The 21,864-nt window shown below is 60.2% G+C and carries 19 protein-coding genes; 17 read left to right on the top strand and 2 right to left on the bottom strand.

The window, feature by feature from the left end; all coding sequences use genetic code 11:
* Positions 1-84 precede the first annotated feature (84 nt).
* Positions 85-1,752 carry a formate--tetrahydrofolate ligase gene (locus ABRP84_RS06275; RefSeq protein WP_349853055.1) on the top strand — a complete coding sequence of 556 codons (1,668 nt, stop codon included), beginning with the start codon at positions 85-87 and terminating at the stop codon, positions 1,750-1,752.
* A gap of 6 nt (positions 1,753-1,758) precedes the next feature.
* Here the strand turns inward: ABRP84_RS06275 and ABRP84_RS06270 are convergent, their stop codons facing one another.
* Positions 1,759-2,586 (bottom strand): RecB family exonuclease, encoded by an 828-nt coding sequence (locus ABRP84_RS06270; RefSeq protein ID WP_349853054.1) that lies wholly within the window; start codon positions 2,584-2,586, stop codon positions 1,759-1,761.
* A gap of 46 nt (positions 2,587-2,632) precedes the next feature.
* Between ABRP84_RS06270 and ABRP84_RS06265 the strand changes: the two genes are divergently transcribed.
* The 13 genes from ABRP84_RS06265 to ABRP84_RS06205 all read left to right on the top strand — a co-directional run bounded on the left by ABRP84_RS06265 (position 2,633) and on the right by ABRP84_RS06205 (position 17,928).
* Positions 2,633-3,886, top strand: a complete 1,254-nt coding sequence (locus tag ABRP84_RS06265; protein WP_349853053.1) for a M18 family aminopeptidase — start codon at positions 2,633-2,635, stop codon at positions 3,884-3,886.
* 28 nt (positions 3,887-3,914) lie between these two features.
* A complete protein-coding gene (locus tag ABRP84_RS06260; RefSeq protein WP_239268120.1) occupies positions 3,915-4,751 on the top strand; it encodes a tRNA (adenine-N1)-methyltransferase in 837 nt (278 codons plus the stop codon).
* Between the two features lie 83 nt (positions 4,752-4,834).
* A complete protein-coding gene (gene arc, locus ABRP84_RS06255; protein ID WP_349853052.1) occupies positions 4,835-6,415 on the top strand; it encodes a proteasome ATPase in 1,581 nt (526 codons plus the stop codon).
* Entirely contained in the window at positions 6,400-7,944 is a 1,545-nt protein-coding gene (gene dop, locus ABRP84_RS06250; RefSeq protein WP_349853051.1) for a depupylase/deamidase Dop, read from the top strand. Before arc ends, dop begins: the two co-directional genes overlap by 16 nt.
* A gap of 31 nt (positions 7,945-7,975) precedes the next feature.
* Positions 7,976-8,167 (top strand): ubiquitin-like protein Pup, encoded by a 192-nt coding sequence (locus ABRP84_RS06245; protein ID WP_005279201.1) that lies wholly within the window; start codon positions 7,976-7,978, stop codon positions 8,165-8,167.
* A 38-nt stretch (positions 8,168-8,205) separates the two neighbouring features.
* Positions 8,206-9,585, top strand: coding sequence for a Pup--protein ligase (pafA, locus tag ABRP84_RS06240; RefSeq protein WP_349853100.1), 1,380 nt, complete (start codon positions 8,206-8,208; stop codon positions 9,583-9,585).
* A gap of 35 nt (positions 9,586-9,620) precedes the next feature.
* Positions 9,621-10,607 (top strand): helix-turn-helix transcriptional regulator, encoded by a 987-nt coding sequence (locus tag ABRP84_RS06235; RefSeq protein ID WP_349853050.1) that lies wholly within the window; start codon positions 9,621-9,623, stop codon positions 10,605-10,607.
* Between the two features lie 4 nt (positions 10,608-10,611).
* Positions 10,612-11,565 (top strand): helix-turn-helix transcriptional regulator, encoded by a 954-nt coding sequence (locus ABRP84_RS06230; protein ID WP_239268111.1) that lies wholly within the window; start codon positions 10,612-10,614, stop codon positions 11,563-11,565.
* 114 nt (positions 11,566-11,679) lie between these two features.
* Positions 11,680-11,949 carry a Sec-independent protein translocase subunit TatA gene (gene tatA, locus ABRP84_RS06225; protein WP_023022332.1) on the top strand — a complete coding sequence of 90 codons (270 nt, stop codon included), beginning with the start codon at positions 11,680-11,682 and terminating at the stop codon, positions 11,947-11,949.
* A gap of 127 nt (positions 11,950-12,076) precedes the next feature.
* On the top strand, positions 12,077-13,186 hold the full coding sequence (tatC, locus tag ABRP84_RS06220) for a twin-arginine translocase subunit TatC (protein WP_349853049.1): 1,110 nt from the start codon (positions 12,077-12,079) through the stop codon (positions 13,184-13,186).
* Positions 13,187-13,207: 21 nt separating this feature from the next.
* On the top strand, positions 13,208-16,024 hold the full coding sequence (locus ABRP84_RS06215) for a DEAD/DEAH box helicase (RefSeq protein WP_349853048.1): 2,817 nt from the start codon (positions 13,208-13,210) through the stop codon (positions 16,022-16,024).
* 35 nt (positions 16,025-16,059) lie between these two features.
* On the top strand, positions 16,060-17,181 hold the full coding sequence (locus tag ABRP84_RS06210; RefSeq protein WP_284869690.1) for a M24 family metallopeptidase: 1,122 nt from the start codon (positions 16,060-16,062) through the stop codon (positions 17,179-17,181).
* On the top strand, positions 17,182-17,928 hold the full coding sequence (locus tag ABRP84_RS06205) for an SDR family oxidoreductase (protein WP_349853047.1): 747 nt from the start codon (positions 17,182-17,184) through the stop codon (positions 17,926-17,928).
* On the opposite strand, the gene ABRP84_RS06200 is transcribed toward ABRP84_RS06205, so the two are convergent.
* Positions 17,925-18,734 (bottom strand): precorrin-3B synthase, encoded by an 810-nt coding sequence (locus ABRP84_RS06200; protein WP_349853046.1) that lies wholly within the window; start codon positions 18,732-18,734, stop codon positions 17,925-17,927. The genes ABRP84_RS06205 and ABRP84_RS06200 overlap by 4 nt on opposite strands.
* Before the next feature lie 64 nt (positions 18,735-18,798).
* Between ABRP84_RS06200 and ABRP84_RS06195 the strand changes: the two genes are divergently transcribed.
* Genes ABRP84_RS06195 through ABRP84_RS06185 form a run of 3 tightly spaced genes read left to right on the top strand, consistent with a single transcriptional unit; the run spans position 18,799 to position 21,833 of the window.
* On the top strand, positions 18,799-19,401 hold the full coding sequence (locus tag ABRP84_RS06195; protein WP_349853045.1) for an FxsA family protein: 603 nt from the start codon (positions 18,799-18,801) through the stop codon (positions 19,399-19,401).
* Positions 19,402-20,919, top strand: a complete 1,518-nt coding sequence (gene lnt, locus ABRP84_RS06190; protein WP_349853044.1) for an apolipoprotein N-acyltransferase — start codon at positions 19,402-19,404, stop codon at positions 20,917-20,919.
* Between the two features lie 14 nt (positions 20,920-20,933).
* Entirely contained in the window at positions 20,934-21,833 is a 900-nt protein-coding gene (locus ABRP84_RS06185) for a polyprenol monophosphomannose synthase (protein ID WP_284771869.1), read from the top strand.
* The last annotated feature ends 31 nt before the right edge of the window (positions 21,834-21,864 follow it).

Here is a 21,864-nt window from a genome sequence, read left to right as displayed (position 1 = left end):
GGCTCCACCAAAAGAAATGTTCTGCTTCACAGTTTATACCCCCATGCGACTTGGCTAATGTCAGAAATCGGTAGGGTAGGTGCCATGACTACGCAGCCATCCGATGTTGAAATCGCACAAGCCCATAACCTGCAGCCGATTGCGGAGATCGCAGCCAAAGCAGGAATTCCCGAAGATGCAGTAATTCCTTTTGGTTCCACGAAAGCCAAGGTGGATATCACCAAGGTGGATAACGCCAAGGACAAGCGCGGCAAGCTCGTGCTGGTAACAGGAGTATCTCCGACACCGGCCGGCGAGGGTAAATCCACGGTCCTCATCGGCTTGACCGATGCGCTGGATCAGATCGGGAAGAAGGCCATCGTTGCCCTTCGTGAGCCCTCTCAGGGCCCCGTAATGGGCATTAAGGGAGGCGCAGCAGGCGGCGGCTACGCCCAGATTGTGCCGATGGAGGATATCAACCTGCACTTTACCGGTGACTTCCACGCCATTGCCGCGGCAACGAATACACTTGCGGCCATCATCGACAATCACATTCACCAGGGCAACCAGCCGGGCATCGATCCACGCCGCGTGACGTGGCAGCGCTGCGTCGACGTGAACGATCGCGCGCTGCGCAACGTGGTAACTGGCCTCGGCGGATCGGCACACGGCGTACCGGCAGAAACAGGCTTTACCATTACTGCGGCCTCAGAGATCATGGCGATTTTGTGCTTGGCGACGAGCCTCGATGACCTCAAGCAGCGCCTAGGCGATATTACCGTCGGGTTTACCTATGACCAGCGGCCAGTGACCGCGCGCGAGCTCGATGCGGAAGGCGCGCTCACCGCGCTGATGCGCGATGCCTTGAACCCGAACCTGGTGCAAACCCTCGGCGGGGTTCCCGCACTCGTGCACGGTGGCCCGTTCGCCAATATCGCGCACGGCTGCAACTCTTTGCTGGCAACGCAAACTGCCCTGCAGTTCGGCGATATCGTGCTGTCTGAAGCCGGCTTCGGCGCGGATCTCGGCGGTGAGAAGTTTATTGATATCAAGTCCCGGTTTGGTGACCTGGACGTGGCCGGCGCAGTGGTCGTGGCGACGATTCGCTCGCAGAAGTACAACGGGGGCGTTGCCAAGGATAAGCTCACCGAGGAAAACGTTGAGGCGCTGCAAAAGGGCATCGTCAACCTCGAGCGCCACGTGGAAAACCTGCGCAAGTTTGGTATCAAGCCCGTTGTCGCACTCAACCTTTTCTGGGCCGATACTGAAGCAGAGCGCCAGTTCATGCGCGATTGGGCCAAGGACTTCGGCGTGGCCTTGGAAGAGGCCAACGTCTGGGCCGAAGGCAGCGCGGGAGCGACGAAGCTGGCCGAGACCTTGTTGGAAAACCTCGAGGGTGGCGCGCAGCAGCTCTACGATCCTGAAGAAGGCATCGAGGCCTCCATCGAGACCATCGCCCGCGAGATCTACCGCGCGGACCGCGTGGAATACGGCTCCAAGGCTGTGAAGGACTTGCAGTACATCAAGGACAATGGCTGGGATAGGCTACCCGTTGTCATTTCCAAGACGCAGTATTCCTTCTCCGATGAAGCAACCGCATTGGGTGCCCCGGAAGGACACACGCTGCACGTGCGCGAGCTGCTGCCGCGCACCGGTTCCGGGTTCATCGTGGTGCTTACCGGCAACGTGATGACCATGCCGGGCCTGCCCAAGAAGCCGGCGGCCAATAATATCGACGTCGCCGCCGATGGCACGGTATCCGGGCTATTCTAAAACGAATTAATCCGCCGCGGAGCCCGGCCAACCCGGGTACTCCGGAGGCGTGCCGCCAAATTCGGGGCAAATCGCCTGATGCGCGCACCAATTACAGAGCTTGGAGCGTTTCGGGCGAAAATCCCCGGCGCGCCCATCGGCCTCAATCTTGGCCCACAGCTGGCCTAGATCGCGCTCGAAGTATTCGAGTTCTTCTTGGTTGGGGGATAAGAACATCGAATCCAGCACCTTTAGATACATCAGACGTAGCTGGTGGGGGATGATCCCCAGCAGGCGCCAGTACACCAGGGCATAAAACTGCATCTGGAATTGAGCGCTCTGGGAAAAGCGCGGTTTTGGTTTCTTTCCCGTTTTATAATCCACAACGCGCACCTCGCCGGTGGGCGCGCGGTCCACGCGGTCAATAAACCCGCGCACGGGGACGCCATTGGGCAGGACTGTATTGACATACATCTCGGTTTCTTGGCAGTCGAAGCCCTGTGGGTTTTCCATCTGGAAATAGCCCTTGAGCAGCTCGCGGGCGGCGACGAAGAAGTCATACGTCTCTTCTTCGGGCACGAGTTCTAGCAGTTCAGCGTCCTCTTCTGTCATCGCGGCCCAGATCGGTTTGATCATCTTTACCGCTGCTGGGTAGGTGCGCTCTTCACGCGGGAGTTTATGCGTTTCTTCTAGGACTGCGTGAACCAGGGTCCCCTTAACTTGGGCGATGGTCTTGGGCTCCGGAATCTTGTCGATGGCCCGGAAACGATAGAGCAGCGGGCACTGCTGGTAGTCGGAGGCACGCGAGGGCGACAGGGCAAGGGGACGGGGGCGGGGAGTAGATGTAGTAGCCATGATGTATCTAGCCTATCGCTGTTCGTTTCGTGGCAAGCTAGAAGGCATGAGTTATACCGATAAGTTCCTTGATTTCTTGGCGGCCTCGCCGTCGTCGTACCACGCCGCGCATGAGGTAGCGCGCCAGCTGCAAGATTCTGGTTTCCAGGTCCAGGATGAGCGCGAGGACTGGTCGGCCACCCCGGGCGGTCACGTCATGGTCCGCGGCGGTGCGGTTGCCGCGTGGTACGTGCCGGAAGGCACCGATAAGAACTCCGGTTTCCGCATCGTTGGCTCGCATACTGATTCGCCGGGGCTGGCGCTCAAGCCCACGCCCGATTTTTCGGCTGTAGGTTGGCAACAGGTCGCGGTGGAAATCTACGGCGGTGCCTTGCTGCACACGTGGTTTGATCGTGAACTTACCGTCGCCGGCCAGGTGGTGACCACGGATGGGCGCCAGCACCTCGTGAATACGGGTCCAGTCCTGCGCCTTCCTTCGCTGGCCATTCACTTGTACCGCAAGGATGAGTTCAAGCCGGACCGCCAAAAGCACATGCAGCCGGTGCTGACGGTCGGCGATGAAGAGGCGTCGATCCTGCAGGTGGTGGGGGAGCAGGCGGGCATCGCCAAGCAGGATATTGCTTCCTTCAACCTGATTACCGCCGATGCCGCCCGGGGTGCCGTCTTTGGCGCGGGCGAAAAGTTTATCGCGGCTGGCCGCATGGATAACCTATCTTCGGTGCACGCCTCGCTGGAGGCCATGCAAAGCGCTGCGCAGGACTATGACGGCTCCGATATTTTGGTCATGATGGCCTTTGACCACGAGGAAGTGGGCTCGAGTTCCCGCTATGGTGCCGCCGGCCCGATCCTGCAGGACGTGCTAACCCGCACCGCCCGCACGCTGGGGGCTAATGAGGAAGAGCGATTCCAGATGTTCGCTCGCTCCAGCTGCGTGTCTGCCGATGCCGCGCACTCGGTGCACCCCAATTACGCGGATAAGCACGACCCCACCCACCAGCCGATCATTGGGCAGGGCCCAGTGACCAAGATCAACGGCAACCAGCGCTACGCCTCCGACGCACAGACGATTGCGCTGTGGGAGACCGCGTGCGCCAAGGCTGGGGTTCCGGTGCAGCGTTTCGTGGGCAATAACGATGTGCCGTGCGGCTCTACCATCGGCCCCATTACCACAACCCGGCTGGGTATCGACACCGTCGACGTGGGCGTGCCGATGCTCTCAATGCACTCCGCGCGCGAGATGGTGGGCGAGCAGGACCAAATATGGCTCTCGCGGGCACTTGAGGCATACTTGAAGGGTTAGTACCCACAACCTCGAGGAGTTTTGCGGCATGGCTTATTCTGGCCCCTTTTCCTATGGCGACCGCGTGCAGCTGACGGACGCCAAGCGGCGCCACTACACGGTCATTTTGAAAGAAGGAGGCCAGTTCCATTCCCATAAAGGCATAATCAACCACGATGACATCATGGGGATGGATGAAGGTTCCGTCATCGAGTCCACCCTGGGCTCGTCCTTCCTGCTCTTCCGCCACCTCATGGTGGATCACGTCTTATCGATGCCGCGCGGTGCCGCCGTCATTTACCCCAAGGACGCCGCACAAATCTTGGTCGAGGGCGATATCTTCATGGGCGCCCGCGTGCTTGAGGCCGGTGCGGGCTCCGGCGCCTTGTCGATGTCCCTCCTGCGCGCCGTGGGCCCCGAAGGCCACGTCTATTCCTATGAAATCCGCGATGATCACCTGGAGTACGCGGTCGATAACGTCGAGGAATACTTTGGCGCTCGCCCCGAGTGGTGGTCGCCGCGCCTAGGCGATCTCGGTGATGTCACCGCTGAGGACCTCGGTGGCCCCGTCGACCGCATCATCTTGGACATGCTGGAGCCTTGGGAGAACCTGGAGACCGTGCGCGATCTGCTGATCCCTGGCGGCGTGTTCATGACCTATGTGGCAACGGTCCCGCAGCTGATGAAGGTCATGGAGGGCATCCGCGAGCTACAATGCTTTACCGAACCGAAGGCGTGGGAATCCCTCGTGCGCGAATGGAAGGTAGAAGGCTTAGCCACCCGCCCGGAGCACCGCATGAACGCGCACACCGCATTCCTCATTTGGACCAGGCGGCTTGCCGATGGCGTGACCCCGCCGCGCCCCCAGCGCCGCGCCCGCAAATAGGATGCGCAGTATTTAAGTACACGGATGTAATTAATTGCTAAAGTGGCCTCGCTCATACCTTGTCGCGCGTTAAAGTGGTGTGCATGGATGAAGCCACGGATAATAAGCGGCAACTCAGCCAGCTTGCTGCGCGCAACCAAAAGCTGGTGGAGCTATTACAGAAATCGCGCGCCGAGCTCGAGCAGTTATTTGCTGAGGTCAATGCACTTGCAGAGCCCGCCTCTACTTACGGCGTCTTTTTGGCCTACTCGCCGCACCAAAGCGAGGTAGGCACCACCGCGGAGGTCTATACCAACGGCCGCGTCATGCAGCTCAAGGTCTCCCCCAACGTGGAGCCGGGCAGCCTGCAGGTGGGCCAACAGGTTCGGCTGGGCGATGGCTTCGTGGTCGTCGAAGGCTGCGCCCCTACGAGCACCGGCGAACTTGCCACCGTGGTCGAGCGCTTGGACCAGCGCCGGGCCGTCGTGGCTAATTCCGCGGGGGATAACCGCGTCGTCCTGCTCGCACAGGCGCTGCAAGAAAGCGTGCGCGCGGGCGAGGTCGTGCTGCTGGATACCAAGGCTTCCGTGGCCGTGGAAAAGGTGGACCAGGCAGAGGTTTCCCAGCTTTCGCTGGAAGAAGTACCCGATGTGCGCTATGAGGACATCGGTGGCTTGAATGAGCAGATTTCGCAGATCCGCGATTCCGTCGAGCTGCCCTTTATCCACCCCGAGCTCTACCGGCAATATGGGTTGCAACCGCCCAAGGGCGTATTGCTTTATGGCCCACCCGGCTGCGGAAAGACGCTCATTGCTAAGGCCGTGGCGAACTCCCTGTCTACCCAGATGGGGGGAAATGGCTCCAGCTACTTCCTTAATGTCAAGGGCCCAGAGCTGCTGAATAAGTACGTCGGCGAAACCGAGCGCCGCATTCGGCTGATCTTTGAGCGCGCCCGCGAGCTCGCCCAGGCCAGTGCGGATCGCCCCGTGGTCATCTTCTTTGACGAGATGGAATCCATTTTCCGCACCCGCGGATCCGGGGTTTCGTCTGATATGGAAACCACCGTCGTTCCCCAGCTGCTGACGGAGCTCGATGGCGTGGAGGGCCTCAGCAATGTGGTCATCATCGGCGCCACCAACAGGGAAGAGCTCATTGACCCCGCCATCATGCGCCCGGGCAGGCTGGATATGAAGGTGCGCATCAATCGCCCCACCAAGCGCGGCGCGCGCGAGATCTTCGCCCGCCACTTCGATCCCTCCATTCCACACGTGGGCGATATTGACGAGCTCATCGGCGATGCCGTAGATGAGCTCTATAGCGATAGGCCTTTTGCCCAGCTGCACTTTAGCAATGGGCAGCGCCAGGTCCTGCACTACCGCGATTTCGTCTCTGGCGCGATGATTGCCAATATCTTGGCCCGGGCTAAGAAGCTAGCCATCAAGGAGGCTTTATCGGACCACGGTGCGCAGCGCGCCGCGGAGGAAGGCGATGGGGGCGTTAAAGGGGGCATCGGCAAGCAGCACCTGCGTGCCGCCATCGCCGCCGAGCAGGCGGAATCGGAATACATGCCCACCTCAACCAACCCCGAGGAATGGAGCAAGATTGTCTCCGCGGATCACGGCGGATCGCGTGTGACCAGTGTGGAACTTTTAAGCGGAAGGAGCGGTACGTGGCCCGCGTGCTAGGAACGGAAACGGAATACGGCATTTCTACGCCGGATTCGCCGGAGGAATCCCCAATCATTACCTCGACCCATGCGGTCGTGGCCTATGCAGCTCTGTATACGGGCGCGCGTTCGCGCTGGGATTTTGCAGAAGAACACCCCTTGCGGGACTCCCGCGGTTTCGATCTCAAGCGCTACGATACGGTTCCCGTGGTAGACCCCAATGCGGTGGGGGTGGCCAATGTTGTCACCCCGAGCGGGGCGCGGTTCTATGTGGACCACGCCCACCCCGAATATTCGGCTCCGGAGTGCACGAATGCTTGGGAGGCGACGCTCTACGATGCCGCCGGCGATTACACCCTGCTGCAGGCACGGGATGCCGTGGCGGAGCTGACGGCACAGGGAAAGTCCGTCTTGGCGGACCGGCAGCCGTGCCCGCCGCTGCGGTTGTACAAGAATAACGTCGATGGCAAGGGCGCCAGCTACGGTTCGCATGAAAATTATCAGTATGCCCGCAGCACCGATTTTTCGGTCATGGCCCAGGCGCTCATTCCCTTCTTCGTGGCCCGGCAGGTCGTCATCGGTGCTGGGCGCATGGGCCGCGGGGAGTTTGGGGAGGAACCGGGGTTCCAGATTTCCCAGCGCGCGGACTATATCGAGCAGGAAATTTCCCTGGAAACCACGCTCAACCGCGGCATTATCAATACCCGCGATGAGCCCCATGCCATCCACGATGACTTCGGCCGCCTGCACGTCATTATCGGCGATGCGAATATGTCGCAGACCTCGACGCTGCTGAAATTGGGCATGACCTCGCTGGTGCTCGATGCCATTGAGGCCGGCACGGACTTTAGCGATTTGCGCCTTGCCGATGCCGTCGCGGAGGTGCCCCTGGTAAGCCGCGACCTCGAATTGCGCCACCGGCTCACGCTTGCCGATGGCCGCGAGCTCACCGCCCTCGAGCTGCTCGCCGAATACCGCCGCCGCCTGCAGCCGGAGACTTCCGCCGACCACAAGGTGCTGGCGGCCTGGAACGAGGCGGTAGGGCTGCTTGCCGATGACCCCCTCAAGGCCTCCCACCTCCTAGATTGGGTGGCCAAGTACCGGTTGATCAAGAGCTACCTCGACCGCGGCATCGCCCCAGATGACCCCAAGCTGCGCCTTATCGACCTGCAATATGCCGAAATCGATCCGGCGAAGTCGCTGCACTATGCGCTGGTGCGCAAGGGCCAGATGCGCCAGCTCTTTAGCGCCGAGGACCTGCGACGGGCCGCGGCCGAGCCGCCCGCCGATACCCGAGCATATTTCCGCGGGCGCATAACGCAGAAATTCGGCGAAGATATCATCGCCGCCAGCTGGCAAAGCCTCACCCTGCGCCGTGGTGCTACGGACGGGCGCTCCCGCAATGGCGTCTGGGCCACCGTGGCCATGGATGATACCCGCGGCCTTACCCGCGCGGACTGCGAAGGCATTATCGAGGGCGCCAGCAGCGTAGAGGAGTTACTTGAAGGGCTTGCTGCCATCGGCATCCAGCCCGAGTATCGTAAGTAATGATCACCTAATATGAGGAAAGGATGACACCGTGTCCACTTCGAATCGCCAGGTCAGTAGCAATAATGGGGGAAATGGCCCCGAGTCAGAGGAAGAATTTACCGCTACCCAGCTCAATATCAACACCTCCGGCACCGATGATCTCTTGGATGAGATCGATGGCCTGCTAGAAAATAACGCGGAAGAATTCGTCCGCTCGTACGTCCAAAAGGGCGGACAGTAGGCGTGGAATCCACCCGTCCCGTTTTTGCTCGGCGGATCATGGGCATCGAAACCGAGTACGGCCTGTCCACGGCGACGCCGAAGAGCCAGCGGGCATTAAGCCCCGATGAGGTTGCGCGCGTGCTCTTCCGGCCGATCGTGGAAAAATACGCCTCGTCCAATATCTTTGCCACCAATGCCAGCCGCCTGTACCTCGACGTCGGCTCGCACCCTGAGGTAGCCACCGCCGAGTGCGATAGCCTCAGCCAGCTCATCGCCCATGAATGCGCCGGTGACCGCGTGATGAACCGCCTGGCCCTGCAGGCGGAAGACGCTTTGGCCGAAGAAGGAAACGAGCGCGCGGTCTACCTTTTTAAGAACAACGTGGATTCCGCCGGGCACTCCTTTGGTTGCCATGAGAATTACCTTATTAGCCGGCACATGGTGCTCAAAGACCTGGGCGTAGCGCTCTTGCCGTTCTTGATTACCCGCCAACTTATCTGCGGGGCGGGAATGGTGCAGCCTGCCAAGGGCGACCACCCCGCGCAATTCCTCTTATCCCAGCGCGCCGATCAGGTATGGGAGGGCGTATCGTCCGCGACCACCCGCTCCCGGCCCATCATCAATACCCGCGATGAGCCGCATGGGGATTCCAAGCGCTTCCGCCGCATGCACATCATCGTGGGCGATTCCAATATGGCAGAGCCCACCATCGCATTGAAGGTCGGCTCCACCCTGCTCATGTTAGAGATGCTGGAGGCAGGCTTCGAGCTGCCCGAACTCGAGATCGCAGATCCAATCCACCACATTCGCACCATCGCGCGAGATGTGACAGGATCGACACCGCTGCCGCTTGTTAGCGGGGGAACCATTACCGCCCTAGAAGTCCAGCAGCAGCTCTGTGCGCGGGCGCGCGATTGGCTCGCTCACCGCGAGGATGCCGGCACACCCACGGCGGAATTGGAGCGTGTGGTTGACCTGTGGGAGCGCATCCTGCGCGCCATCGAGACCGGAGATTTCTCCGGCGTAAACCGCGAGATTGATTGGGTCATTAAGCTCGAGCTGCTCGAGCGCTACCGCTCGCGCTTGGGCGGTGACTGGGCGCATCCGAAACTTACTCAGGTTGATATGACCTATCACGATATCCGGCCAGGGCGAGGTTTGTATGACGTGCTGCTGCGCCGCGGGATGATCGAGCGCTGGATTGAAGATGAAGACATCGAACGTGCGGTATCGACCGCGCCGCCGACCACGCGTGCGGCCTTGCGCGGCGCGTTCTTGGCTGCCGCCGAAGACTGCGGTGCGCACGTGACCGTGGATTGGACGCGGCTGAAGGTCAACCGCCCAGAACCTCGCACGGAGGAGCTGCTGGATCCTTTCGCGTCCACAGATCCGCGCGTTGCGGCATTGCTAGACTATATGCACGATAATCACGCCTAAGGCGTGCACATTGAGCACAGGGGAGAGTAGACAACGTGGTGGCATCACGATCCACGCCGAGCCGGCAGGATGCGGCTGTAGAAAGGCTCACCAACCTATCCTTTGCGCTGCAAGGAGCGGCGAATTCGGGTGGTTCACCGGACCGCTCCGCGGCCTGGATTCGGAGCCACGTCGCAGGCTATAGCGATAAATCCGACGAGGCTTTTACCAAGGCCCTGGCGCGCGATATCGCCACCTTGCAACGCGCCGGAGTTCCAATCGTGCACACCGGTGGGGAAGACGGCGCCTCGTACCGCCTCGACCAAAGCAATTACCAGCTCCCGCCGGTGGAATTCTCGCCGGAAGAAGCGATGGTGCTTGGTATCGCAGGGGGAGTGGGAACCCCTGGTGGATTGAGTGATTTCTCTTTGTCTGGGTGGACCAAGATCGCCGCCTCGGGTGCCTCCCGGAACTTGGAGGGCGCGCCCATTTATACCGCGGTCAATGACATCACCCGCCTTGCCCCCGAGGTGATCACCTTCGTCTTGGCCGCCGTACGGAATAAAATCCGGATCACCTTTGCCTACCGCCCCCACCCAGCGGCGGAGACCGTGCGCCGCACCATGGATCCCTGGGGAGTAGTCAATCACCAGAGCCGCATCTATATCGTTGGCTTCGATGTTGACCGCGCCGCCCCGCGCGTCTTCCGCGCCCTGCGGCTTTCCGATATCAAAAGGTCGCACCAGCCGGCTGAGCATTCTGAGCCGACGGTGGACATCGACAAGCTCGTCAAAGAGGCGCTACAACGCGGCGAAAAGGTGGATGCGACCCTGTATATTCCAGAGGGTCAAGCCCAAGAGCTAGAAAGCGTGGGCACGCGCACCGCCGATGGCACCGTAGTGCTTACCGGGGTCCAGAAGGATTGGTTGGTGCGCAGCGCAGCGGGCTATGCCCCAGAAGTAAAAGTGCTCGATCCCCCCGAGGTGCGCACTGACATCATTAATCTATTGCGCGCAGCCGCCAACCACAATGGAGCTGAGTAAACCAATGGCCGATGGATCTCATAAACTGCAAGCGCTCGTCCGGTCGCTCAACCTCATCCCGTATTTTCAAAACCATCCGGATAAAACCCCGATGGAGGCGGCCGCGGATTTGGGGATGGACCCAGGAGAGCTAAAAGATGCCGTGGACCGGCTATTTTGCTCTGGGACTGGCCGCAATACCGAAGAGCTCATCGATCTCTCTTTCAGCTACCGCGATGGTGTCACCATCTACAATGACCAAGGTCTGGGACAAGCATTGCGGCTTACCCCAACCGAGGCAGGCGCCCTCTTGCTTACCCTAGAATCCCTCGAGGCCATGCCCGGGCTGCTGGATGCCAGGGCGATTAAGTCGGCCGCGGAGAAATTGCGCTCCATTATGGATGAGCGCACGCTGAGTATCTATGACACGTTATCGACGGTGGACCCGCAAGAATCCGATATCCAGGCAACCTTAAACCGCGGGCTCAATGAAAAACGGCGCATCCGGATGCGCTATTGGAGTGCTTCATCTAATAAGGAAACCGAGCGCCTAGTTGATCCGGCCCGGATCTTCATCGTGGATGCCGAGCCTTATCTCGCGGCATGGGAAGAAGATAAGCAGGGGCATAGGACCTTCCGCATCGACCGCATCAAGCATGCCGAGTTGACCGAGGAAACTGCTCATCCGCGCCTCAAGGAGCTGGATTTCGACGCTGCAGCACCCTTTAATTTAGGTACGGCGGATTCCGTGGAATTAATCATTCATGAAGAATTCACTTGGCTTGCAGAATACTACGATATGCAACTAAGCAAACGCCTAAAAAACGGCACTGTAGCTGCAACGATGCAGGTAGGATCGGTGGATTGGCTGGTTCGTTTCGCCCTCGGGCAGGCCGATAGGTTACGCGTTATAGCCCCTCAATCTATTGTGAATCTCATTGCGGAACGCGGAAATGCCGCGTTGAAGGGCTATACTTAAAATTCAGTTACTGCACGCACATGCGTCTTAAAATTGCCTCGCGAATTCTCCCCGCGAAGGGAGAGAGCGCGGCGGCCATCTGGCGCAGGCAAAGAAGAACCGAAAGAGGATCTTATGACCTTAGGACCATTGGAAATCGGCCTGATTGTTCTCGTCATCATCTTGCTATTTGGCGCGAAGAAACTGCCCGATCTTGCTCGTTCCATGGGCCGCTCGATGCGCATTTTCAAATCTGAGGTCAATGAAATGCAATCGGAGGACACCAAGCGCTCTGAGGCTCAAGCTCAATTGAGCCAGAAGCGCCAGCAGTCCGATGAGGAGTTCTGGAACCGCCCAGATATGCAACCTGGCCACCAGCAGGGAAACACTTCTTCTCAGAATTAACGCCTTCTGCCTGCTAGAAACGCGAACACGCTTTGCTTATGTACTCGCCAGCCGTGCCGGCGCGCGGCATCCAGATACCGAGTGAGCAGGGTAGTGTTCGCTCTTGTGCGTTGAAAGAGCCAAATTGATGTCCTCACAGTCCCACCCTGTCGGTGAACAAGGATCCCGCGTGCGCCGCAAGCGGCGAGGTTTTTCACGCAAGCCCAAGAATCCAACGGGCGAGATGACCTTAGTGCAGCACCTGCAAGAGCTGCGGCGAAGGATCATTATTTCCTTGTTGGCCTTGGTTATCGGTGCGATCATCGGTTTCATTTGGTACCAGCAGGCGCCCTTCCGGATTCCGCCGCTGGGAGAAATTCTGCGCGAGCCTTATTGCTCATTGCCGGAAGATAAGCGAGCCAACTTCAACAACGATGGCGAATGCCGCTTGCTTGCCACCAGCCCCTTCGAGATGCTCATTTTGCGCCTGAAGGTCGGTGCTTTGGCCGGTACGGTGATTTCGTCCCCAGTCTGGCTCTACCAAGTGTGGGCATTCATCGTCCCAGGCCTGCATAAGAACGAGCGCCGCTATACCTTGAGCTTCGTCGTTGTGGCCGTCTCACTCTTCCTGGCGGGCGCCGTCTTGGCCTACTTCATCTTGTCCGTGGGCTTGGAATTCCTCGTCGGCATTGGCGCTGAGTATCAAACCGCAGCATTAACTGGCGAGCGATACTTCTACTTCCTCTTGGCGCTCTTGCTCATCTTCGGCATCAGCTTCGAGATTCCTCTGTTAATCGTTTCGCTCAATCTCATCGGCGTCTTGGAATATAACCACGTCAAGGACAAGCGCCGCATCGTCATCGTCGTGGTGATGATTTTTGCCGCCTTCGTGACTCCAGGCCAAGATCCTTTCACGATGGTGGTATTGTCCGCCAGCCTCTTGCTGCTTATTGAGATTGCCTTCCAGTTCTGCCGCATTCACGATAAACGCCAGAACCGGCAGCGCCCTGAGTGGATGGATCTTGATGATGAATCCGCGTCCGCGCTTGATGAGGGCCCCACGGGCGTGGGTGGACCCGCGCCTGTCGATGCTCCATCGGGCGTGTATGCCTCCCCAAAGCCCACGGCACCTAGCGCGTCATCGCAGACTGTCCGCGCGGAAAAGCGGGCATCGGATAGCACTTCGCATCAGACTGGGGATCGCAAGGGGCCGCCACGGCCTACCGATGAAGGCGGCTTTTTCGACGATGTGCTTTAAGCACGGGTAGCCTTGTGAGATATGACTGAAACTCACCTGGATACCTTCGCTGCCGGCCTCCCATACCCCTTGGATGAGTTCCAGGTGCAGGGGTGTGAGGCGGTAGAAAGTGGCCAAGGTGTGCTCGTTTGCGCCCCTACTGGCGCAGGTAAAACCGTCGTTGGCGAGTTTGCCGTTTCTTTGGCCTTAAGCCGCGGCACGAAGTGCTTTTATACCACCCCGATTAAGGCGCTGAGCAACCAGAAGTACCACGACCTCGTCGCTGAGCACGGCGAGGATGCCGTTGGTCTGCTTACTGGCGATGTCTCTATCAACTCGGACGCCGAAATCGTGGTGATGACCACTGAGGTGCTGCGCAATATGATCTACGCGGTTTCGCCCGTGCTGGATAGGCTTACCCACGTGGTCATGGATGAAATCCACTTCCTTGCAGATGCCTCCCGCGGTGCGGTCTGGGAGGAAGTCATTTTGAACTTGGCGGACCACGTATCCATCATTGGGCTATCTGCCACCGTGTCCAATTCCGAGGAATTCGGTGAATGGCTCGCCACGGTCCGCGGAGATACCTCTGTCATTGTGACCGAACACCGTCCGGTCCCACTTGATCAATGGATGATGTTGGGCCGCAAGATTTACCCGCTCTTCGAGCCGGAATCCGGCGGCCAGGTCAATTCCGAATTAGAGCGCCGCATTCAGCGCTTGGAGGCAGGCGATAGCGATGATGGGCGCGCGGACTATAAATCCGGCAAGGGTTTTCGTGCGAGGGCGCGCCACAAGGGCGGCGGGCGCAGCGAATTTCATGGTAAAGCGGGCGGGCGTTCCGGTTCCTCCCGGCCGCAAGATCGCTACCGCCCCTTAGGGCGCCCTGAGGTGCTGAAGGTGCTGCAATCGCAAGATATGCTGCCCGCGATTACCTTCATCTTTTCCCGTGCCGGTTGTGATGGCGCGCTCTATCAGTGCCTGCGCAGCAGGATGGTGCTGACGACGCAAGAAGAAGCAGAAGAAATCAAGGCCATCGTCGATGCCGGCGTCGAGGGCATCCCAGAAGAAGACCTCCAGGTCCTAGACTTTCGGCGGTGGCGCGAAGCGCTCTCGCGTGGTTTTGCTGCCCACCACGCAGGGATGCTGCCGGCATTTCGCCACATCGTCGAAGAACTCTTTGTTCGCGGCTTGGTGCGCGCCGTATTCGCAACAGAGACCCTTGCCTTGGGCATTAATATGCCCGCCCGCACGGTGGTGCTCGAAAAGCTCATTAAGTTCAATGGCGAAGCACACGTGGACCTCACGCCAGGCCAATACACGCAGCTGACTGGGCGCGCTGGCCGGCGCGGAATCGATACCCTGGGCAACGCGGTCGTGCAGTGGGCACCGGCTATGGATCCGCGTTTTGTCGCCGGTTTGGCTTCGACGCGCACGTATCCACTCATTTCTACGTTTGCACCGGGCTATAACATGGCCATTAACCTGCTGGGCATGCTCGGTTTTGAAGACTCGCTGCGGCTGCTGGAAAAGTCCTTCGCACAATTCCAAGCCGATGGCTCCGTGGTGGAAGAAACCCGCGAATTAGAACGCGCGGAGCATCGCGTGCGCGAGTTGCGGGAGCAGCTTGACGATGCCGTCGATGCCCTCGCACCACCAGCTAAGGACGGCGAAGATCCCGCTGAGGTGCTCATGGATTATATCCGGTTGCGCCGCGAGCTAACGGCAGAAGAAAAACAATCCAAGGTTGATAAGGAACACCAACGCACCCAGGAAGTAGTCGCGGTGCTAGCCCGCCTGCAATTGGGCGACGTCATCGCGATTGCCGGAAAGAAACGGCCCACCCTTGCCGCGGTGGTCAACCCGGCCAACCAGACTGAGGATCCACGTCCGTGGGTGACCACGGAATCTGGGTGGTCTGGGCGCATCGATGCCACCGGGATTAGCAATCCACCGATTCAGCTGGGCCGTATTAAGATCCCGAAGCCGGTGCGGAAGAATCCGCGGCGCAATACCAAGTACATCCAGGATGTCTTCCGCCGCGAAAAGTTTGATCGTCCGAAGCGGATGAAGTCGAAACCACGCCTGCGGCCAAATAAGAGGGTAGGCGAGTTGCGCGATGCCATTCGCGAGCACCCTGCACACGAGTGGCCCGCCACCGATAGGGAGCAACTGGCCGGCGTGGCACAGAAGTTGGCGCGCCGCGAGCGCGACCTCGAAAAGCTGCAGGCCAAGGTGAATAAGGCGACCGATACATTGGGTCGCACCTTTGAACGCATCGTGGATCTGCTCGCGGAGATGGACTATGTCGAATTCTCTGGCGCGGGCAGCGATCGCACGCCGGTGATTACTGAGGAAGGTGAGCGCCTGGCCAAGATTCATAGCGAATCCGATCTGCTCGTTGCCCAATGCCTGAAGCGCGGCATTTGGGATGAGCTGGATCCGGCGGAATTGGCCGGCGTTGCTTCCCTGTGCTGCTTTGAAAACAGGAAGGCCACTGGGGGCCAGCCGGAGGCGGCAACGGACCGCATGGCCGATGCCATGAATGCGACCTGGCGCATCTATACCGAGCTCAGCGCGGATGAACGGCGCCACCGCCTGCCGCCAACGCGCGAGCCAGAAGCCGGTTTTGCGCTGGCCATTCACCAGTGGTCGGCGGGTGCGCCCTTGGGCTATTGCATGGCGGCGGCCAATGAAGCGGGAGCGGAGCTTACCCCCGGTGACTTCGTGCGGTGGTGCCGCCAGGTCGTGGACCTACTGCAGCAAATCGCCAAGACTGGCTACGATGGCCAGATCCAGCGCAACGCGCGCCGCGCAATCGATGCCATCCAGCGCGGGGTCGTCGCGATCGGGGCTTAAGCTAGCCCGTCCTACCGGCTAGTAGACTGTGGGGCATGACTACTCAGGCTTTTTCTCCCGAAGTGTATTCGCGCCGGCTCGCGGCCGCGCAGGAAGCGGCCGCCCAGCAGGGCATTGACCTTTTGCTGATTGGCACCGGCCCCGATTTCGCCTACCTGACCGGTTCGTGGGTATCGTCCCACGAACGCCTGACGGTGCTGGCCGTTCCCCAGAGCGGCACGCCGTGGATCGTCTCGCCGAATACGGATATTACGGATATTAAATCGGCGCCCGTCGGCAAGCTCGATGTGGAGCTGCGCGGGTGGAATGACGGCGATAATCCCTACGAGCTCGCCCTCAAGGGCGCTGCGTCAATTAAGAAGGTCGCGCTGGGCCAATCCCTAACGGCGGATCATATCCTGCAGTTCCAGGGGCTCGTATCTGATGCGGACTACGTTCTTGCCACCTACGCGCTGGCAGAGCTGTTTACCCGCAAGGACCAAGCAGAAATCGCGGAGCTGCGCAAAGCCGGCCAAGCCATCGACGCCGTGCACGCCAAGGTCCCCGAGCTTCTGCAGCCCGGCCGCACCGAGGCCGAGGTGGCCCATGAACTGGAAAAGCTCATCCTCGAAGAGCATTCCATCATTGACTTCGTCATCGTGGGGTCCGGCCCGAATGGCGCCAATCCGCACCACAGCTTCTCCGACCGGAAGCTGGCTGCGGGCGAGCCCGTCGTCGTGGATCTCGGCGGCACCCTGCCCTCCGGCTACCACTCCGATTGCACCCGCACCTACGTCGTAGGCGGCGATCTCAGCCAGGCGCCGCAGGACTTCCAGGACGCCTATGCCGTGCTTTACGATGCCCAAGCGGCCGCCCGCGCCGCCGCCAAGCCCGGTAGCACGGCTGAAGAAATCGACGGGGTTGCTAGGAAGGCTATTGCCGATGCCGGCTGGGGCGATAAATTCGTCCACCGCACCGGCCACGGTATTGGTCTCTCGACCCACGAGGAGCCCTTCATCATGGAGGGCAATGACCTGCCGCTGGAAGAGGGCATGGCCTTTTCAATCGAGCCGGGCATTTACCTGGAGGGCCAGTGGGGCATGCGCCTCGAGGACATCGTGGTACTTACCAAGGATGGCTACGAGTCCCTCAACGTCGTTGAACGCGAAGTGCGCTAAGTGGCTGGCGTACTGATCCTAGGCGGGCGCAGCGATATCGGCGGCGAAATCGCCCAGCGCGTGGCCCGCGGCAACGACATCGTCCTCGCAGCGCGCGGGACGCAGGGGCTTGAGGAGATTACCTCCCAGCTAAAGGCCGCTGGTGCGCGCAGCGTCCACCAGCTGTCCTTTGACGCAGCGGACTTTTCCCAGCACCGCCAAATCTTTGCCGAGGCCAAGGAACGCGTCGGCGCCATTGAGCTTACCGTGGTCGCCTTTGGCATCCTGGGGGATCAAGATAGGGCGGACACCGATCCTGCCCACGCAGCACAGATCGCCACCATCGACTACACGGCCCAAGTCTCCGTGCTGACGGTGGCGGCGCAGTCGATGCCGCGCGGCCACATCGTGGCCTTTTCTTCCATCGCTGGGTGGCGAGCACGGCGCGCCAATTATGTCTACGGTTCCACCAAGGCCGGGCTGGATGCTTTCTGCCAGGGCCTTGCGGACAGGCTGCACGGCAGCGGGCTCGGCCTGATTACCGCGCGCCCCGGGTTCGTCATCGGATCCATGACCCAAGGAATGAAGCCAGCGCCGCTGTCGGTGCGGCCAGGCGATGTCGCCGATGCCGTCGTCGCCTGCATAGATAACGATGACCGCCGCGGCCAGGCGCGCAGCCATACCCTGTGGATCCCAAGGGCGCTGCAAGCCTTGGCATGGGTCATGCGGTTGGTGCCCCGACCCATCTGGCGGCACATGCCGCGTTAGTCGGCCTCATCCTCCCGCAACAGGGGCGAGTTGATGTCGAAGATGAAACCGCGCGGGGCGAGCACGCGGAGGACGACCTCAGCATCGCCCTCTGCGATGTCGTGAAAGACTAAGCCACCCCACGGGGTGACCGTGATGTTTACCTCGAGCTGGCCGATAAGCTGCGCGAACTGCGCCGGGATGGCGCCTTGGTAGACCCCCGCGCCAAGGTCGACCACGCCTTCTGCCTGGTGCTCGTCCAACCAGCCAATGGGCCCAGGTTCTGCGTTAAGCTCCGCGTCACTTGTCACACCGCCCTTCGTCTCGGTGCTTTGTGCACCGAGGCGTTGGAGGTGGGCTGCGGCATCGGCAAGCGAGAGGCCTGCGGTAGGGATGTCGGCGGCGGGGGACTGGGTGATATTCAAGGTGGCATCGTCAAGCAGACGCATGCTGACCTGCGTGGCAGAAGCCGGGAGATCGTCGGTAGCGGTAATCGCGAGCGACTCCACGCCGGGCTGTTCGGTATTCAGGTGCGTGGCCAGCTCGCGCGCGGCCTGCTTCGCCGCGGCAGAAAGGGGAGAGGCCAGCACAGGAATGTGGAAGCTCTGCAACTCCAATTTATCCAGCTCAGCCGCCAGCTGCGCCTTGTCCGTGACGCCCCGCAACTCGATGGCGGAATTGGGGCGAATATAAACGCTGCCATCGGTCCAATGCGCCGCGCAATAACCCAAATGGATCCAATCATTGGGGCTGGTAAACCCGCCCACAACGTGTAAGCGCAGGCAAGTGCCGGACTCGGGGTGCTGGAAAAATTCGGGGTAATGCATAGCTTGCCAGTCTAGCCTGAGTGTTGCCAGCATATCGCCAGCATTGCTCGTTAAACTGAAAGTTATGCCGTTTTTATATCTCGTCCTCTATATGCTGGCGGAAACCTTAGCGTTCTGGGCCGTCGCCGAGTGGATTGGCGTCTTTTGGGCGCTCATTGCCCTGTTCATCACCATGTTCTTTGGCATGTCCATCGCTGGCATTGAGGTGCGCCGGTTGATGGGTAAACAAGTAGAGCAGGCCGGTGACGGGACCTACTACGTGCGCGATGACAATGTAGGAAAAACCGCCGGCAACGTGGGCTTGACTTTGGCCGGTGGCATGTTGTTGTCCCTGCCTGGGTTCTTGACCAGTTTTCTGGGGATTCTGCTCATCTTTGCCCCAACGCGGTCGTTGTTTCGCAAGGTTATGGCCGTATCCATCTATCGCAAGGTGGAGAATTTGGGGGTACGCATTTACGAGGCATCGCCCATGGCGCAGCAGCACGATAGCTATGGCAACTTTGGTTCCTTTGGGCAAGCAGCGGGGCAATCCTTTGGCCAGTCATCTGGTCGGAGCGACTCCCACGAGGTAATTGATGAGGAAGAGCTGCGCAACTGGTCCGAGAACCTAGACCCTGATGACTTCGGCCCCCGTGGCGGCGATGATGGTTCGCAGGGTGGAAAATAAGTGGCGGTATTTTTCGCTCGCTTGGTCATAGCGGGCATTTCTGGTGCGCTGACCTTTACCGCCGTTGAGCCGCGCGGCTGGTGGTGGGGCGCGATTATTGGCATCGCCCTGCTGTATGTGAGCCTGATGCCGTGGCGTGGGCGACAGGTGCGCGGATCCTTAGGCGCCCTTTTGGCGGTGACGCACGGACTGATTCTGTACCTGCTGAGCCTGCCCTGGATCGGCGAGTTGGTGGGGACCGTGCCCTATGCGGCGCTTGCTATCTGGCTTTCGGTCTATGCCATCCTTTTGGGTATCTTCGGGGCCGCAGTGGCGCGATGGCGATATGGATTTCTGGTCTTTCCCTTCGTGTACCTCGCCGTTGAGGTCCTGCGTTCCTCTGTGCCCTTTGGCGGTTTCCCTTGGGTCAAGCTGGCGTGGGGGCAAATTGAAGGGCCCTTAGCCAATCTCGCCCCGTGGGGCGGGACCTCGATGATCACGGTGGCAACGGCATTGTGCGCCTGCGGCCTGGCTGGCTTGTTGCTGCGCGGCGGGCGGCTAAAGGTAGCCGCTGGCGCCGCGCTCATCCTCCCGCTAGTTGCAGGACTCGCGGCTGGGCGCGGCATCGATCCCGCAGATACCAAGGTTGGCGAGACCAAGGTAGCCGCCATCCAAGGCAACGTGCCGCGCAGTGGTTTGGATTTCGCCGGGCAACGGCGGGCGGTGCTGAATAACCACGTCCAGGAAACGGAGAAGCTCGCCCGCCGCGAAGACGATATAGATCTGGTGATCTGGCCGGAAAACTCTTCTGATATCGACCCTTTCCGTGACGGCGAGGCGGCCCAAGCCATTAGCGGGGCCGTCGATGCCATTGACGCGCCAGTGCTGGTTGGCACCGCCACCCGCGATGAAGTGGGTGCGCGCAATACCATGCAAGTCTTTACTCCCGGCCACGGGGCAGGCGACCATCACTATAAGAAGTACCTACAGCCGTTCGGTGAAACCATGTCCATGCGGGACTTCTTCGCGCATTTCTCGGACTACGTCGACCTCGCCGGGGATTTCAAGGCAGGGGACGGGCCCGGTGTGGTCTCCATGAATTCCGTCGCGGTAGGTGTGGCGACCTGTTATGAGGTCTCCTTCGATAACGCCTTCCACGAATCCGTCAACAACGGCGCGCAGATTCTCACGACGCCTACCAATAACGCTACGTTCGGCTTTTCCGATATGACCTACCAGCAGCTGGCCATGAGCAGGCTGCGGGCGCTCGAAACCGACCGCGCCGTCGTGGTCGCAGCCACCTCTGGGGTGTCCGCACTCGTGCACCCAGACGGCAGCGTGAGCCAATCCTCGGAGCTCTTTGAGCCCGCGGCACTGGTAGAAAGCCTGCCACTGAAAACCGGTGAAACATTTTCGGTGCGCTACGGTTCGCTCATGCAGTGGCTGATGGTTATTATTGGTACCGTCTGCGCACTCATAGCCGTGCGTATCAACCGATTGGGTCGTACACCTCGCGGTGTCGGCGCTAAAGAAAAGTAGGAGCATTAATTACTGTGAGCACTCTTGATTCTGCGACGCTGGTTATCATCCCAACGTATAACGAGATTGAAAACCTTCCCTTGATTACCGGCCGCGTCCGCGAGGCGCTGCCAGAGGTTCACATCCTCGTTGTGGATGATAATTCCCCTGACGGCACCGGCGAGAAGGCCGATGCTTTCGCTGCAGAAGATGACCACATTCACGTGCTGCACCGCGAGGGCAAGGGCGGCCTCTTGGGCGCTTATATCGCCGGCTTCGAGTGGGGCTTGGAGCGCGACTACCAGGTCCTTTGTGAGATGGATGCTGATGGCTCCCACGCCCCAGAGCAGCTGCACCTGCTGCTGGAGGAGATTGACAAGGGCGCCGACCTCGTCATCGGCTCCCGCTATGTGCCAGGCGGCGAGACCGTCAACTGGCCGGCATCCCGCGAGTACCTGTCCCGCTTGGGCAACCTCTATATCTCCTTCGCGCTCGGCACCGACCTGTCCGATATGACCGCAGGCTACCGCGCTTTCCGCCGCGAGCTGTTGGAAGACATCGACTTTGACGAGCTGTCCAAGGCCGGCTACATCTTCCAAGTGGACTTGGCCTTCCGCGCGGTCAAGGCTGGATACGATATCCGCGAGGTGCCCATCACCTTCACCGAGCGCGAGTACGGCGAATCCAAGCTGGATGGTTCCTTTGTCAAGGATTCCCTCTTCGAGGTAACCAAGTGGGGCGTGGCCCACCGCGCGGAGCAGGTGAAGGATTTTGCCGGCGAGATGTCCAAGCTGGCGGACCACGAGGTCAAATACGGCTCTGTTCACAATGCCGGCCAGAAGGCCCGCAACGGTGTGGGCTGGGCCACCAACTTGGCCAATGAGCTGGGATACTTGGTCAAGCACCAGGTGGGCCAGCTGACTAAGAAGAAGTAATCTAAGCAGCAGAAAGCCCGTACCCCAACGC

The sequence above is a fragment of the Corynebacterium sp. KPL2861 genome (genome assembly GCF_040225475.1).
Taxonomy (GTDB): Bacteria; Actinomycetota; Actinomycetes; order Mycobacteriales; family Mycobacteriaceae; genus Corynebacterium.
This window is presented reverse-complemented; position numbering and strand designations above follow the sequence as displayed.

Excerpts from the sequence above, each read along its gene's own strand:
- ABRP84_RS06215 (WP_349853048.1), top strand. The coding sequence starts at position 13,208 with ATGACTGAAACTCACCTGGATACCTTCGCTGCCGGCCTCCCATACCCC.
- tatA (WP_023022332.1), top strand. The coding sequence starts at position 11,680 with ATGACCTTAGGACCATTGGAAATCGGCCTGATTGTTCTCGTCATCATC.
- pafA (WP_349853100.1), top strand. The coding sequence starts at position 8,206 with ATGGGCATCGAAACCGAGTACGGCCTGTCCACGGCGACGCCGAAGAGC.
- ABRP84_RS06195 (WP_349853045.1), top strand. The coding sequence starts at position 18,799 with ATGCCGTTTTTATATCTCGTCCTCTATATGCTGGCGGAAACCTTAGCG.
- tatC (WP_349853049.1), top strand. The coding sequence starts at position 12,077 with ATGTCCTCACAGTCCCACCCTGTCGGTGAACAAGGATCCCGCGTGCGC.
- ABRP84_RS06230 (WP_239268111.1), top strand. The coding sequence starts at position 10,612 with ATGGCCGATGGATCTCATAAACTGCAAGCGCTCGTCCGGTCGCTCAAC.
- ABRP84_RS06200 (WP_349853046.1), bottom strand. The coding sequence starts at position 18,734 with ATGCATTACCCCGAATTTTTCCAGCACCCCGAGTCCGGCACTTGCCTG.
- arc (WP_349853052.1), top strand. The coding sequence starts at position 4,835 with ATGGATGAAGCCACGGATAATAAGCGGCAACTCAGCCAGCTTGCTGCG.
- ABRP84_RS06210 (WP_284869690.1), top strand. The coding sequence starts at position 16,060 with ATGACTACTCAGGCTTTTTCTCCCGAAGTGTATTCGCGCCGGCTCGCG.
- ABRP84_RS06275 (WP_349853055.1), top strand. The coding sequence starts at position 85 with ATGACTACGCAGCCATCCGATGTTGAAATCGCACAAGCCCATAACCTG.
- ABRP84_RS06260 (WP_239268120.1), top strand. The coding sequence starts at position 3,915 with ATGGCTTATTCTGGCCCCTTTTCCTATGGCGACCGCGTGCAGCTGACG.
- ABRP84_RS06270 (WP_349853054.1), bottom strand. The coding sequence starts at position 2,586 with ATGGCTACTACATCTACTCCCCGCCCCCGTCCCCTTGCCCTGTCGCCC.
- ABRP84_RS06265 (WP_349853053.1), top strand. The coding sequence starts at position 2,633 with ATGAGTTATACCGATAAGTTCCTTGATTTCTTGGCGGCCTCGCCGTCG.